The organism is Candidatus Erwinia haradaeae, from assembly GCF_900699015.1.
Taxonomy (GTDB): Bacteria; Pseudomonadota; Gammaproteobacteria; order Enterobacterales; family Enterobacteriaceae; genus Erwinia_E; species Erwinia_E haradaeae_E.
The window spans coordinates 956,382-972,778 of record NZ_LR217737.1 but is presented as its reverse complement, the minus strand read 5'-3'; the positions used below and the strand labels follow the sequence as shown (position 1 = coordinate 972,778).

Genomic DNA, 16,397 nt, shown 5'->3' with positions numbered 1-16,397 from the left:
TTTTGTAAAGATGAGATAAGGAAATTTATATTTATTTGTTAAAATTCTGATCTTTTTATTTTTAATGTTAGGAGAAATTGAGGTATTTTTGTATTTGAGTAGATAGTCGCCAATTTCGAATAATACACGTTTTAATGCATAGTTGGATAGCATTGGTTTGTTGGCTAATTGGTTGTAATAAGATCACGCGTGGTTTTGAATCATTAATAGTTTTGAGATAGAGATCTAATTTTTCTATATCATGTAGATGTGCGACTGGATGTTTGATTTCATCTGCTCTTACTAACGATTTATGAAGCGGTTCATAATTCTTGTTCATATTTATTTTTGGTGATACTGTTACCCATGTGCTGTCTGTACACAAAATAACATGGGTGCCACTTGTTTCTATTTGACAAGAAAAACCTGCGGTTTCTAATGCGTTAGTTAGAGGGATTAGATCATGCAAACAAGGTTCACCACCAGTAATTACAACATGTTTAGCTGTCCACTTATATTTACTGATTGTGTTCAGTATCATCTTTGTGCTCGCTATACACCAAAAATTGGTATTGATTTTTTTTATAAGAACTTGTTCTAGTGATATTTCCCGGTTTAAGAGTGTTTTCCAAGTATATTTAGTGTCGCACCACATGCATCCTATAGGACAGCCTTGAAGACGAATAAATATTGCTGGTACACCAGCATGTAGACCTTCTCCTTGCAAAGTTTGAAATATTGAATTAATTGGATACTGCATTGGATACTCGGCTAATAGAATATAAATAATATGAATTATAGTGTCGATTAATCATTTTAAAATTAAATAGAATATATTGATATTGTTTTAAGAAAAAAGTTATATAAATCTATTTTGATAGAAGCTTTAATATAGACTATGTTAGATATATGATTGTTGACTGATCCATTGTTGAGTGTTTCTATACCTGGCAGAAATAAAGTTAATATTTAATAGATATATTATTAGTTCATAAGACTCATCTTATGATAATCTATTACTTTGATTGAATAATGGATAATTGGTATCCTAAGTTACGATATTGTGTATATCGATCACGTGCTAGCTGTTTTAGCGGTTGTTCAAATGGTACAAAATCTATTATCTCAGAGAACTCAGAAAAAGAATTGATGAGATGTGGCCCTAGATTCATAAGTAAGGTGCGTGATCCAGTAAATCTTTGATTTGGCCATGTGATTTCTATTGGTGCACCGTATGATGGACCCTGTTTAGTTAGATTGTGAGGTATAAAAGAATAAATTGGTTGATTCCACAGAGCTTCATCGATTGTGATAGCCTCTTCTTTGTTTTGACAAAGAATAAGCATTCTTTTTCTTTTTTTCCAATTTGTGTAAGCGAGAAAACATATAAGTTGTTCTTGATAATTTATATCTTGAAATAAATTGATAGGTTGCAATAGGTAAAAAGTTACATGAGTCATTCTAGGATCTTTTATTTTAAAAGTATTCAATTATAATTCAGTGAATTCTTAATATTTCAATAGAATTTAATTTTTTATCTTAAATATATTGATATGAATAATAATCCTATTAAAGGAACTAATTGTTCTTTTTATATTTTAGTTAGTGATTTTATCTTTAAATGGGATCGATTTAATAAAAACTGTGATAGTAGTGCTACTGGTCTTCCAGTGGCTCCTGTATTGTTTTTAGAATCCCAAGCAGTTCCAGCTATATCTAAATGCGCCCAATGATATTTTTTTGTAAAACGAGCTAAAAAACAGGCTGCAGTAATTGCTCCGGCTTCTCCCTCTCCAATATTGGCTATATCTGCAAATTTAGAATCAATCTGTTTTTGGTATGTCTTACTTATTGGTAGGTGCCATACATGATCGTTAGCTTGTTTTGAAGCTGTGATAAGTTCATTAACGAGTGGGTCGTAGTTTGAGAGAAGACCGCTCATATGGTTACCAAGAGCAATTACACAGGCACCGGTTAGAGTTGCGATATCAATTACTATTTCTGGATTAAAACGATTAATATAAGTTAATGCTTCACATAGTATTAAGCGACCCTCTGCGTCAGTATTAAGGACTTCGACGGTTTGCCCGGACATGGTGGTTAGTATATCTCCTGGACGATAGGCTCTGCTGCCTGGCATATTTTCACAACTAGCTAAAACTCCAATGACATTGAGAGGTAGTTTAAGATCAGCTATAATGTTCATTATAGCATATACAGCTGCTGCCCCGCACATATCATATTTCATATGATGCATGTTCTTTCCTGGTTTCAGTGAGACACCGCCACTATCAAAGGTTACGCCTTTGCCAACTAAAACTATGGGGCGAGCGTTTGTATCTAGATGCCCTTTATATTTAATTATTGACATAAGAGATTCATTTTTTGAACCGGATCCTACTGCAAGGTAGGCATTCATGCTTAATGAATCCATTTCTTTTTCATTAATGATATGTGTTGTGATATAATTGTTATAGGTTGTAGCTAATTGGTTAGCGAGTAAGGTAAGATAAGAGCTATTGCAGATATTAGGTGGCATATTACCTAGATCTTTAGCGATTTTAATTCCTTTGGCAATTGCTAGACTATGCTGTATAGCTTCTATGCTGGCAGTCCATTGATTCTGTCCAGAGACGTTAAAGGTGATTTTTCGTAATATAGGTTGTGTTGTAGAGCTCCGCTGTTTAAATTGATTAAAAGAGTATAATGTCTCATGCGCAGATTCTATTAATTGGCGTATGGACCAGTAAACCTTCTCTTCTGAGAGATTTGGTTCGATGAGGAATAGCACTGCTTCCATTGAGCCTGAATCATTTAATTTTGTGATAATTGTATGCATGATTTTTCTATATTTCTGTAGATCCATTTCATTTTGTTTTCCGCATCCAATAAGAAGAATGCGTTTAGAAAGAACATTGGGTACATTATATAAAAGAAGACTTTGTCCAATTTTTCCTTCTAGTGCATCATGACGTAACAAAGAACTAAGATAGCCGTTGCTAATTTTATCTAGGTGTTCAGCTGTTGGTGAAAGTTGACGCGATTCAAATATGGCTATAACAATGGAGGAATTATCGCGTTGTTTTTCAATGCTAGTAATTTTTATATTAAATTCCATGTATTCTCCTAAATTTTTAATATGGAATATTTTAATTATTTTAGTTTTTTCTAAAGATGAAAATAACAAATAGGATGGATGTAAAAATTCTATAATATGATGATGTTATCAAAAATTCTATAGAATATATAAATATAATATAATAAATAGTTTGAATTAAAAGATACAAATAGATTATTTCTTTTTGTATTATAAATGTGAAATTTTTTATTATTTATTTTTACAAGATTATATGTTTACATTTTTGTATTTGAATCTATTTTATATACAGATTTAAAATGTAATTTTACTTAAGACCAGCAGCTTCACGTAGTTCATCTGCTTTCTCAGTTTTTTCCCATGGAAAGTGTTCGCGGCCAAAGTGACCATAAGAAGCAGTTTCGCGATAGATGGGGCGAAGAAGATCTAGCATTTCAATTAAACCATAAGGTCTTAGATCAAAAAACTTACGTATCAGTAAGGTTAACAGTTCGGTATGAATTTTACCAGTTCCAAATGTTTCTACCATAATAGAGGTGGGCTCAGCTATCCCGATAGCATAAGAAATCTGTATTTCACATCGTTCAGCCAGCCCTGCGGCAACGATATTTTTTGCAACGTAGCGTGCTGCATAAGCAGCAGATCTGTCAACTTTTGAAGGATCTTTACCTGAGAAAGCCCCGCCACCATGACGTGCCATACCTCCATAAGTATCAACGATAATTTTACGTCCAGTCAATCCACAATCTCCCATAGGTCCTCCAATTACGAAACGGCCCGTGGGGTTAATATGATATACAATATTATTAGTTGTCCACATAGATGGTAGTACAGGTTTAATAATTTCTTCTATTATTGCTTCTTTAATTTCTTTTTGTGAAATGCATGCTTCATGTTGAGTTGAAAAAACAACTGTATTAATGCCAATAATTTTATTATTTTCATATTGAAATGTAATTTGACTTTTCGCATCTGGACGTAACCATGGTAATCGACCACTTTTTCGTACTTCAGATTGTTGTTTTACTAGTCGGTGAGCATAGGTTATTGGTGCAGGCATAAGTACGTCTGTTTCGTCGGTAGCGTAGCCAAACATTAGACCTTGATCACCTGCTCCCTGTTCTTTGGGGTTTGGGTGATTAATTCCTTGGTTGATATCTGATGATTGTTTACCAATAGCATTAAGGACTGCACAGGAATTAGCGTCAAACCCCATATCAGAATGGATATAACCTATGTCTCGTATGCTCTGTCGTGTTATTTCTTCGATATCTACCCATGCTTTAGTGGATATTTCTCCTCCCACCATAACCATCCCGGTTTTGACATAGGTTTCACAAGCTACTCGCGCTTGAGGATCTTGATCTAAAATAGCATCGAGTATTGCATCTGAAATTTGATCAGCGATTTTATCGGGATGCCCTTCTGATACAGACTCGGATGTGAAAAAGTGTTTAGCCATCTTAATTTGTTACCTTAAGTGCTACATTTTTATCAAGCATATTTTTATAGGCCCATAATTTATATGCTCGGTTATTTAACAATAGTGTAATTTTTTAAAATTAATCATTTTAATACTAAGAGATGCAGATAAGGTCTCTAATTACTAAAGATTACCTAGTAAATATATTTTTTATAAAGCATTCTATTGACTGTGTTTTATTCAGGTCTACATCATGTAAATTTTTTATTGTTTTATATCTTAGTGGTTCTATTTAATAATGTATCATTTAAGTTTACTTTGAAGTGGAGTATGGGTCAAACTATAAAAGCAATGATTTCATTCAGAAAATCAAAGATATTAAATATATCTGATTTGTAAAGATATTTTTAACATTTTGATTGAAGTTAGTTGTACTCCATTTTTTATAATATCTTGATAAGATGAATCTTATATTATTTCGTGGTCTTGATAAGGAAAAGTAGTCTAACAATTTAATACTTAGAATAATAGAATAGGTCTGTATTAAAATGATAACTCTATGTTTTTAATTTATATTAGAGTGATACTTAAGTGATTTTAATGATAGAATCTTTCTTTGTATATTCTAAGTGAGTTATTGTAAGAAGATATGAATATTTTTAAAGATAATGATAGAATATGATTTTATTTTAGAGTATAGAGATTTATTGAGTGAATAATGATTGCTATTTACATAGTCAATGATAGATCAATCGATCAAATCTATCTCTAATTACATAAGATGTTATCTTTAGAAAGATTAGAAGCAATTATAGAATTATCAGAAATATTTAAGCTGGATTGAAGATTTATATAGAAGTTAGGTACTAGCATTGTAAGATCGGAATAATTATTTTAATTTTTATAGTTTTTGTAATTTTTTAAATCGTGGAATTATAAGTATATAGGCACTGATATATAATATCTTATTAAAATTAATCAGAATCTAGTTTTTAAATTAAATAGTCACGATTTTTCAGGTGGATGTGATCCTATTATCTATTATAGATGTTTATCCATGTCATAATAGTTTTTAAATTTCAAGGTTGAGTAAGAGTAACATTGTTATTTCTCATAACAATGATAGAAGAATAATCTTGAAAATGGGAAAAATTATAATAAATTTATTTTTTGTAGTTCTTATGAATTATATATGTTTTTAAATATGAATATGTTGAGCTTTTTGGTTAAATTCATAGATTTTTATATAGAAAAATTTTAGAGAAGAGAGAGTTTGTCAGTATCATTCTATAGATTGCAATCAGCTTGACTTAGTTTTTTTTGGTTAACTTCTAGATAAATATTTTTAATGTTAGATTTATCCTAAAATATAATGTTTATTAGCATTTTTAATATGTTATGAGATTAGTGTTATTATTTTCAGTCCAATGATTACTATTTGTTATAAAGTTTTAAAAACCTTAATTGATTAGACTTTAAGGTTTTTATAATGAGAAAATCTTATGATAAATTTAATAGGTAATTTAATATTTTGTTATTTGAGATAGCGGGTAAGGATGGTAACACTAACTAAATCAGATGATGTTTTAAAAGTGAGACTCGTGATATCAAGTTATTTGATTTTGATATTTATTTTGATTCACATCATGAAGTGATACTGAATCTAAATTATATAAAAGCCTTTATAATGATAATTTGTGAATCAAGAGAGTCTTCATAGTTATTTTTGCTATTTTATGAAGACCCGTGAAGGAAAGAATATGTTATGAAAAATCTCAAAAGGAAAAGACTTAAAATACTAATTAATATTTTTAATGTACATATTAGTCGATTATTTTTTATTTTAATTTTTTTTGGACTTCCTATAGGGCTATATGCGAAAGTAGAAGAAATAGAATTTGTAGATAAAAAGCTAATCTCAAAGCCAATAAATTTACTTCGTTTTGGAGAGATTTATGCTGTCTCTTATGATGGTTCTGTGGTAGGAGGAGATTTATTTGAGGATTCTAATCCTATTAAAGGAGCGGTATGGACTGGAGATAACTGGGAAAAAAGAATTACTTTAGAAGGTTTAGGTTATGACTATGTGAGTGCTTCTGGGGTTTCAGCTAGTTCCAAGGATGGAAAAATAGTAGCAGGTTATTCTGCTTCGGAGAAAAATAGTCGTCATGGAGTAATTTGGTACGGGGATAATTGGAGTTTGAAACATGATGTAGAAAAACCAGGCTCGGATAAAAGGATAGTCTCTGAAGTGTCATCTTTATCTTCTGATGGTAAGATAGCAGCTGGACATTCTAGTTTTAGTTCTGGTCGACTTCATGCAGCTACTTGGTCTGGTGATAACTGGTCTACTTATACAGATTTAGACAAGAATAATCTTAGTTCTTCTGAAGGATCTTCTGTGGTAGCGTTATCTGCTGATGGTAAAATAGCAGGTGGATACACTGTCTTACCGAATAAGGTGATGAATGCAGCTATTTGGTCCGGCGATAACTGGTCCATGAAAACAATATTAGTTCAACCTCAAGATGGTAAAATGCCTATGTCTTCAGTGTTATCCTTATCCTCTGATGGAAAGATAGCATCTGGTTATACTACTACGGGTAATGGCAAGGAACGTGCCACTATTTGGTCTGGTAGTAACTGGACGACTGAAACAGACTTAGGTACTTTAAAAAGTGATAACTCTGGATCATCTAAAGCACGTGCACTGTCTGCTGATGGAAAGATAGCAGCTGGTTCTGCTGTTACAGATAATAACAAGGAGCATGCAGCTATCTGGTCTGGGGATAATTGGAATAATAAAGTTGATTTAGGTACACTTAGTAATAATGATTCTGGATCTTCTGAAATTTTATTATTATCTCCTGATGGAAAGATGGCTGTAGGTGTATCGACTGGTGATGATGATAAAAATCGTACATTTGTTCTTAGGATACCTCGTTTTGTTTTGGATAAAACTTCACCGAGTTTATCATCTATTAAGCCAACGGTAGATAGCATGTCAGATAGTGCTACCTCGTCGTTTATAATTGATCTCATAAATACTCGAGATACTGTTCATCAAATAGTCAATGATACATTTGCATTAATGACATTACAAGAACAAGGTTTAGCTAAACTGCAGAAAGGGTGTGTAGTTTCTAATAATAATTGGTGTTGGTTAATTAATACAGACAATTCTAATTTAATATCTAAAGATATGGTTCCAATAGTAAATTTAGGGTATGGTATAACAGATATCTTATCTTTTGGGGGTGTGATTACTAAATTTTTTCCTCATATACCGCATCATAGTCATACAATTAATGGGAAGAATTTTGGATTTGGGTTCTATGCTGATATTCACACTCCATTTGGTTTGGGAGAACATTATTTTCGTCCTTCTTTTGCATTTATACAGCATGGAATGGAGATGAAGCGTTCTGTTTTATCTCATACTGAGATGGGGAAAGGAAGTAGTCAATTAAATGGGTTTAGCTCTGCTATGGAGTGGGGGGATGGTCGATCAATTTACAATAAAAATATTGCATTTTTTTGGCATGTAGGTTTACGATATGATTATTTATCTCGTTCTGCTTATCAAGAAGATAAGCGATTGAGTTTTCCTGTTAAGTACAACAAGATTAATTATGAAAATCTTAGATCCGATATGGGGGCAGATGTCCGTATTTTAGTTTTCCCATCTCTAACATGGATCTCTGGTATTAAAATTGAGAATATTATAAAAGATAATAATTTAATCTCCAATTCAATGGTAAACACGGTAGGGGTTTTACAGAGTAAAATGGATGTTAAAAAGACGAAACATATCCTCAAAACTGGGATTAGGTACATTTTAAATAAAAACTTTTCTCTATCATTTCTTACTTCATTAAATCAAAAAAATGTAGGAAATAAAACCTGGAAAGTTAATTTAGGTTTAATTGGTAATTTTTAATATTAGAAAAGCACATTATATTATATATAATATTTTAATTAGTTAATTAGATCGATAGATAGATAATCTATAAAGATGTAAGAATAATAAAAAGTTTTTTATTTTATTATTTTCACAATTAAATAAAAAATTATTTTTAGATATATTAAGAATATATATGTAAGATTTTAACAATAGAAAGAGATTGCGGATATATTTTCTATTCTTTTTGTATTATAGTTGATCATATAAATAGCTTCATGTAATCATGATGTATCTTATGATAGTAGATACCGATTTCTCATCGATTTTTACAGGTTAATAGTGATATAGTGAGTTAGTTATTAATATATAAAATATAGATATATTGTATCGTCAAAGTGATCTGATTAATTTAATTATTGGCGAATAGGCCTAAAATTTTGGTTAAAAGAGATTAATAAGATATGAAATAGATACTATATATGCAGAGAAAAGAGAATTTCATGAATCTTATAATATCAGATTGCATCTGATACAATTTTTTTTCTAAGGATATATTATTGATAGTATTCTATAGGTATCCATAACACTTATGATATAGAATATAGAGGGTTATTATATAGTATTAATTATTTAGAATTTTAAAGAGTGAGGTGAGTGGATCATGATTAAAAAAAAAGTATGACTTTGTAAGACCATATCATTCTTAAATGAACAATGCATTTAGTTAGTTTTTATATTAACATATAAGTATAATCTTTGATCTAAAAGATAGATCAACTACATAGAAGGAATAAGAAAGAGATGTATAGTGCAGTTAAATTCGATGATAATATCGATATATTATATCTTAATTTTTTCTATTTTTCAAGAATTCTATTGAAAACGTTTAGTTTTTTTATTACTGAGGATTAAAGGACCTACAGATAGTTATGTTAGAATTATTACATATTTGCTTGTTCAAAGTGCTGAGGTGATTCTGAATAAGCCTGTACAGCTTCTGCTTCCATTCCATCCACCTCATGACGAGACTTTTTCTAGTTTTTGGGTAGGGGATAATCGTTTGTTATTGAGTGTGTTAAAGAGCGTTCTGTACCAGAGCGATAGTAGTTATATTTATTTTTGGTCTAGTAAAAGAGGGGGGCGAAGCCATCTTTTACATGCTTCTTGTGCAGAAGTATCAGAATATGGAGAGGCAGTAGGCTATGTGCCTTTAGATAAGAGAACTTGGTTTATTCCAGAAGTGCTTGATGGAATGGAGCATCTATCTTTAGTTTGCATTGATAATATTGAGTGTATTGCTGGTGATGATTTATGGGAAATGGCGGTGTTTAATTTATATAACCGTATTTTAGAGATCGGAAAAACACGATTATTTATTACTGGAGATTGCCCTCCGCGTCAACTAAATCTTAAGTTAGCAGACCTGTCTTCTCGTTTGGATTGGGGGCAGATTTATAAGCTACAGTCTTTATCAGACGATGATAAATTACAGGCATTAAAAGCGCGTGCTAAGTTACGTGGTTTTGAGTTACCGGAAGATGTTGGTCGTTTTTTATTAAAACGGCTGAATCGAGAAATAGGTACGCTTCTAATAAAGTTGAATGAACTCGATCAAGCATCAATTAGCGCTAAAAGAAAGCTAACTATTCCTTTTGTTAAAGGAGCGTTAGCGCTTTAAGAAGTAGTCGTTCTATATTTTTTATTTTGATGTAAAAATGAGATATTATATACTATACTGGAGTAGTGTTAATGATCCATCGTTATTTTGACCCAGTATTGTAGTTATATTCAGTAAAATCTATCTTTTAGAAGAAATTAAATAATAATAATTCAGGATTATATAGCACTAATTTTCTATAGAAAATCTAGAATATAGATATCATATTAATAAGGCGTAAATCTTTATTTGACTTTAGGTTAGATAGGTAATATATAGATGAATATTGAAAATAATATTTTCATTATTTCTTCTTCATCTGATTATTTATATAAATATGTATGAATTTTTGAAAATTGATTGATGATTCTATGTATACTTGCATATTAACTTCTCTTGATTGTTTAATGTTTATAGTATAAACATCGTTTAGATTATTAGTGTCGATATACAAAAGTGAATAACAATCTTTATATGTAGACTCATAACTTCTCAACTGATTAATCAGATCGATTTTTATAGTAATCTATAATTTTTATTGAATGGCTCTTTAGTTATGTGTTGTGATTACTATAGAGTTTCTTCTTTAATAAAAGAAGAGCTCTTTCTTTGTTAATACTGAATAAATCTGAAATAAAATATAAATTTTGTATGATAGATTTAGTTATGATAGAAATATAATACGAATTATTTATAAGAATATTGATGTTCACTAGGTCTCTTTAGTTTCAGTATGTTTTGGTGTTATTCCAATTTAATAGTATCTATTGATTGGTAGGTTTATTTTATGAGTATAGCATCATGTGCCATGATGTATAGTAACAGTAAAAACAAGATGATAAACTAGATTATCTGAATAGAGAGTGAGTTCGGTATGTCATCTTTACTTGATAGAATACAGAAAAGCATCAGGTATTAAGATTAATATCTTTTGTTGGGCTTATGATTAACTAGAATTGATATTTTAAGGGGCATTTTCATTTGGAACAGTATTTTTTTGTTACTGGGACTGATACAGATATTGGAAAAACCTTAGCCTCTTGTGCACTTCTACAGGCTGCAGATCGTATTGGATATCGTTCTATTGGATATAAACCAGTTGCCTCTGGTTGTATATTGACACCAGATGGGGTTAGGAGTGTAGACGCACTAGCATTAATGGCCAATAGTAATATAGTACTTAGTTATGATCAAGTAAATGCAGTTTCTCTTTTTACTTCTACTGCACCTCATATTGCTTGTCGTATAGAAAGAAAGAATATTGATATTGGTCTTTTATCTCAAGGATTACATGCACTAAGGATGATTGCAGATGTAGTAGTAATTGAGGGAACAGGAGGCTGGTTGACCCCTTTAGGAGCAGAATTTAATTTTTCTGATTGGGTTATTGCTGAACGACTTCCAGTGATTTTAGTGGTTGGTATCAAGCTTGGTGTTATTAATCACTCACTCTTAACAGCTTTAGCTATCCAAAAGGCAGGTTTGCAGTTAGTTGGGTGGATTGCTAATCATCCTTTAAAAGCTATTGAGTTTTCTCGGGAGTATATAATGGATTTAAAAAATCGATTGGACGCTCCATTGTTAGGCACCATCCCATATTTAAATGGATCTGAAAAGAAGGTTCTTGGTCATTACTTAAATTTTTCTTTATTAAAGGATTATGTCTCATTATAGATAATCTTAATTATAAGTAGATAAAACGTACATAATGTCACAATTACTCCTTTTATCGTACTAGATTGTGATGTTTTTCATGAATGAGTATGGATATGGATTATAAAATGTATCCAGGATTTGATATATTATTTTTATAGAAGTTTTTTATAATACAATATTATTTTAAATTATTTATGTTATATTTTGACAATGATAATTCTTTTTTTAAAAAAAAAGATGTTATAAATTTATAAAATAAAGTATGTAATAAATGGTATTATTGAGTCTTGCTCTGTATCGTAATATTGTAGATCATTAATCATGATTCATGATATCACCGTTGATGTATTTATTTTTCTTATTGAAGTATGTTAAGTCTTTGTATATAAAGATTATTTTGATATTCATAGAACGTATGATGAATGTTAATAATTTTAGATTGATTTTTATAAATATAATCATAATATATGACAGGATAGATTGTATATTATTATTTAATCATGTTATAAACTAAGATAATAAAAAATAATGTTGGAGGTAGTTATATAGATTAATTCTGTTTATATTGTAAAATATGTAATATTATATTTTTATATTTTCAAGAAGTTTTATTAGCTGTCCTCATATTAGATATAACAAAGTTATAATCATTTATTTAATTTTATAGTTTGATTGGATTAAAGATACTTACATACTGGCTGATATACTTAATTGTATTAGGATCTAAAATATAATTAGAGATTATATAAATTTTTATTTTATTCTGTTTTGGATATATTTTTATTGATTTTTATTAATAATTTTATTTGGATTGTTAATTTTATATATATAACAGAGTGAATTAGTTTAATAACTAAGTTTTTATGATTTTATTTTTTAATAGATAGATAGTATATGATTGAGGTAATATTTTGTGAGGTATGCTGAGTTAATGTGCTTAGTACAGAGAGATAGATTTGATTTTATATGGAATGTACGTCTTAATATCTCTTATTATGGTCGTATAAAGTATATATATTTAATATCATCGATATTGAATAGTTATTGATTCTAGAAGTTTCGGAAGAGAAGAAGATCTGAATAATATATTCATTGATAGATGTTTTATTTTCAATGTATCATCTTATTTTTATTTGTATCAATAAAATTGAGATAATGATTCTAATCATGATAAATAAAATTATTGATAGATGATTAAAAGATATTTATATCGTCAATCGATAATTTTGTTTTTTTAAAAATTGAGGTATTTATATTTTTCATAAGTATGAGCGAAGATAATATTAATTATATATTAAATTATTCTTATTTTAAGATTGATGCATTATTTTGTATTTTTAAAGATTCTTTATATAAGATATGATTTTTATATGATATGGAATGGTTTATGAAAATCTATCTTTTATATATTTGTTTTTAGAAGAAAAAAATAAAATGATTATATTTTAATTTACGAAAAATAAGATATTACTAATTAATATTATTTGATATATAAATTAGATGTATATCAAATATTAGAAAAAAATAATTATTTAATTCGATAGAAAGATAGAGACATGGATATTGTGCTATATTATAGTTTTTAGTAAATATAAAATTTATATTTATGATAGCCTGCATATAAATGAATAAGCTTTGTTTTATACAGTAAAATAATGTCATTATATGAGTAATAATCTATATGTATTATGTTGTTATTTATATTGTTGAAATGAAAGGAGTTTGTAACTCAAGTAATATAGTTTAGAGAGAGTTTAGCTATGAATTTCAGATAGTGTTGAATTTAGGAAAAATTAATAAAATATATTTAATTTTAATGGTTTTTATTATTTTTTACATGATTCAGTTATTTACAGTTGATTAATCTGAATTATCTGAGTTTTTTATTTAGTTTGTATTAAAATTTTAATTTTTAATAAAATATTTAGAAATCTTGTTAAATTATGAATAATTTCTTTTTTTGCATGAATTCATGATATATATATTTATCTGTATAATAATAGTGTTTTTAACATGAAATAGTGAATTAGATGTTATATGAGTTGGTGGTTTCAATCTTTTATAGTTTTATTTATGATCAAGTAAAGTTTATAATTATAGTTATTGATATATTTGATAGATTCTAAATACAATATACTTCATTTGTGTTTTGTTAGTTCTATTGCTATTCATAAGATGAATAAGAACACCTGTTTATGATAACTGATGGCAAGAGATAGATGATTATATTTTTATATTATAAAGATGAGTAATATAGAGTATTATCTATAAGAATCTATTACTATTTTTTTAGTTAGATACTGATTACTAATCATGTACATCAGATATCTCATGCCTGAGAAGCTGATAATTATCAATTACTACTTTTATTATCAATAGATGAGCGTCTATATAGAAAATTAAGGATTTTGTTTATTAGATAATCGGGTTGGTCTGATACTAATCCACCATCCAAGAAGCCATGTTATCCATCCAGCTGTGACTAGTCCGATGGCAAGAGTCGTCCATTCTGCATATAATAAAAATAAAATAATACTACTAAAAAGTAGTATAGGACTAAGACTAAACCAGTAGTATGATTGTTTTTGTTTAATCTGTTCAACGTATAAGTTTGAAGTTAGTTGGTCTATACGAGATTGTATATTTTTATTCTGTTTTAGGCTTTCATAAAACAGATCTGGTAATTCAGGTAGTTTTGATGCCCAAGTTGGAATTTTATTTTTTAAAGCATTTAGAATCGCAGGGATGCCTATTTGATTTTGAATCCAATCTTCAAGAAATGGTTTAGCTGTTTTCCATAAATCTAGCTGAGGATTAAGTTGTCTACCCAGTCCTTCTACATATAGTAATGTTTTTTGTAAAAGTACTAATTGTGGTTGTATTTCCATGTGAAAAGAGTGTGCTATATTAAATAAGTTAATTAGTATATTTCCAAAAGAAATTTCTATTAAAGGTTTTTTAAAAATAGGTTCACATATACTACGAACAGCAAATTCAAAGTCTTCTATATTAGTATCCAGTGGTACCCATCCTGAATCTATATGTAGTGCGGCGACTTTACGGTAATCACGATTTAAAAAAGCTAGAAAATTTTCTGCTAAGTAACGTTGGTCTTCTTTTTGTAAAGAACCAACAATACCATAATCAATTCCAATATATTGGGGGTTTTCTGGATATGTATAGTTTACAAAGATATTGCCTGGATGCATATCTGCATGGAAAAAACTATCACGAAATACTTGAGTAAAGAAAATATTTACGCCACGTTCAGCCAAAAGATTTAAGTTTACACCATGTTTTATTAACATAACGATATTAGAAATAGGAATACCATAAATACGTTCCATGACAAGAATATTTTTACTGCATAATTCTGGATAGATTTTTGGTACATATAACATCTGGCTGTGATAAAAATTACGACGCATTCGTATAGCGTTATCGGCTTCACGTAACAAGTTTAATTCGTTAAGAAGAGTTTTTTTGTAATTATTCACCACATCTACTAGACGAAGTAAACGGGTAGATGGTAAAAAACGTGGAATCCACAGTGCAATTCGATAAATGAGTTTCAAGTCATCCTGAATAAGAGATAAAATTTTAGGTCGAATAATTTTTATAATTACTTCGCATCCGTTAGTTTTTAATGTCGCAGAATGTACTTGAGCAATAGATGCGGAAGCTAATGGGGTTGTATTAAAGTTGTTAAATTTAGTTTTAATAGGTGCATTTAATGCGGATTCAATTAGGTTCTGAGCCTCTAGTCCATCAAATGGAGTTACATGATCTTGTAATAGTGTTAGTTGTTGAGAGATATCGATTGGTAGCAGGTCGTGACGTGTAGACAGCATTTGACCAAATTTAATCCATATCGGACCTAGTTTTTCTAAAGCTAAACGTAATCTCACGCCTGGTGGTTTACTTAAATGTTGATTAGGTATCCAAAATAGACACTTTCGATAAAATCTTAATAATACAGAAAGATATGTTAAAGGGATCAGCTCATCTAGATTATAATGAAGAAAAATATGAATAATCAGACAGAGACGGCGAAACTCACCATAGGTCATATCTCCTCCAGAAGCATTATTCGAGTTTGAATGGTATTTAATGAATAAATTAGCGTATTTATTTCTTGTATAAACCCAGCGAACTCTAATCGGTTAAGAACTAACCTTGATTCTTCAATTAATATCTCAGGTAGGTATATTTTTTTATATTCTAAATTATGCAATATATTATGGTATGATTGGTAGTTAAGATGTGTGATGATTTTTTTAGTCAGATTGCATAACCATAGTAATATGTATTTTTTTTGATGTTTTTGTATCGAATATATTAAAGAAAAAATAGTTTGGATGATTGTTGTATCACCTTCTACTTCGATTTTTCTATCCTGAATAAGTCTAGTAAGATTATTATAACTGCGTACTTTTAATAACGTAGTATAGTAGATCTTTATCCTACAATTTTCTATTTTTGTCCAATCAGTAAATAAAAATATTTGTTGTACATTAAATAATACAGTTACTGCTTGTCTTATGTTAGACAGGACTATAGATATAGTTGTATTTTTGAGATTTTTTTGAATAGCCTGAGAGGTCTTATTATGATATAGAATTTTCGTTAAAATCTTTTCCAGTATGGCTATCAATATTGTCGCTAATCTCATATTTATCCT

Annotated in this window: 9 protein-coding genes; 3 read left to right on the top strand and 6 right to left on the bottom strand. The window is 29.3% G+C overall.

The genetic code is table 11. The features are described from left to right. Positions 1-67 precede the first annotated feature (67 nt). The 4 genes from queE to metK form a co-directional block, all read right to left on the bottom strand. Positions 68-739 carry a 7-carboxy-7-deazaguanine synthase QueE gene (gene queE, locus ERCIPICE3303_RS02920; RefSeq protein WP_157991208.1) on the bottom strand — a complete coding sequence of 224 codons (672 nt, stop codon included), beginning with the start codon at positions 737-739 and terminating at the stop codon, positions 68-70. A gap of 256 nt (positions 740-995) precedes the next feature. Further along, complete coding sequence (locus ERCIPICE3303_RS02915) at positions 996-1,439, bottom strand: DNA polymerase III subunit chi (protein WP_157991207.1); 444 nt, start codon at positions 1,437-1,439, stop codon at positions 996-998. A gap of 131 nt (positions 1,440-1,570) precedes the next feature. After that, positions 1,571-3,097 (bottom strand): leucyl aminopeptidase, encoded by a 1,527-nt coding sequence (locus ERCIPICE3303_RS02910; protein ID WP_157991206.1) that lies wholly within the window; start codon positions 3,095-3,097, stop codon positions 1,571-1,573. A gap of 286 nt (positions 3,098-3,383) precedes the next feature. Continuing rightward, on the bottom strand, positions 3,384-4,538 hold the full coding sequence (gene metK / locus ERCIPICE3303_RS02905; protein ID WP_157991205.1) for a methionine adenosyltransferase: 1,155 nt from the start codon (positions 4,536-4,538) through the stop codon (positions 3,384-3,386). Positions 4,539-6,264: 1,726 nt separating this feature from the next. On the opposite strand from metK, the gene ERCIPICE3303_RS03340 reads away from it, so the two are divergent. From ERCIPICE3303_RS03340 to bioD, 3 genes are all read left to right on the top strand, one after another. After that, positions 6,265-8,439, top strand: coding sequence for a hypothetical protein (locus ERCIPICE3303_RS03340; protein ID WP_232515415.1), 2,175 nt, complete (start codon positions 6,265-6,267; stop codon positions 8,437-8,439). 934 nt (positions 8,440-9,373) lie between these two features. Continuing rightward, entirely contained in the window at positions 9,374-10,081 is a 708-nt protein-coding gene (hda, locus tag ERCIPICE3303_RS02895; protein WP_157991319.1) for a DnaA inactivator Hda, read from the top strand. Positions 10,082-11,041: 960 nt separating this feature from the next. Further along, positions 11,042-11,734, top strand: coding sequence for a dethiobiotin synthase (gene bioD, locus ERCIPICE3303_RS02890; RefSeq protein ID WP_157991204.1), 693 nt, complete (start codon positions 11,042-11,044; stop codon positions 11,732-11,734). Positions 11,735-14,115: 2,381 nt separating this feature from the next. Here the strand turns inward: bioD and ubiB are convergent. Next, positions 14,116-15,786, bottom strand: a complete 1,671-nt coding sequence (gene ubiB / locus ERCIPICE3303_RS02885; RefSeq protein WP_157991203.1) for a ubiquinone biosynthesis regulatory protein kinase UbiB — start codon at positions 15,784-15,786, stop codon at positions 14,116-14,118. After that, positions 15,783-16,388, bottom strand: a complete 606-nt coding sequence (locus tag ERCIPICE3303_RS02880) for an SCP2 sterol-binding domain-containing protein (RefSeq protein ID WP_157991202.1) — start codon at positions 16,386-16,388, stop codon at positions 15,783-15,785. The genes ubiB and ERCIPICE3303_RS02880 overlap by 4 nt, the downstream gene beginning before the upstream one ends. Between the last annotated feature and the right edge of the window lie 9 nt (positions 16,389-16,397).

Bases quoted from the DNA above. Each gene is read 5' to 3' on its own strand.
- ubiB (WP_157991203.1), bottom strand. From the start codon at position 15,786: ATGACCTATGGTGAGTTTCGCCGTCTCTGTCTGATTATTCATATTTTT.
- ERCIPICE3303_RS02915 (WP_157991207.1), bottom strand. From the start codon at position 1,439: ATGACTCATGTAACTTTTTACCTATTGCAACCTATCAATTTATTTCAA.
- ERCIPICE3303_RS02910 (WP_157991206.1), bottom strand. From the start codon at position 3,097: ATGGAATTTAATATAAAAATTACTAGCATTGAAAAACAACGCGATAAT.
- queE (WP_157991208.1), bottom strand. From the start codon at position 739: ATGCAGTATCCAATTAATTCAATATTTCAAACTTTGCAAGGAGAAGGT.
- ERCIPICE3303_RS02880 (WP_157991202.1), bottom strand. From the start codon at position 16,388: ATGAGATTAGCGACAATATTGATAGCCATACTGGAAAAGATTTTAACG.
- metK (WP_157991205.1), bottom strand. From the start codon at position 4,538: ATGGCTAAACACTTTTTCACATCCGAGTCTGTATCAGAAGGGCATCCC.
- ERCIPICE3303_RS03340 (WP_232515415.1), top strand. From the start codon at position 6,265: ATGAAAAATCTCAAAAGGAAAAGACTTAAAATACTAATTAATATTTTT.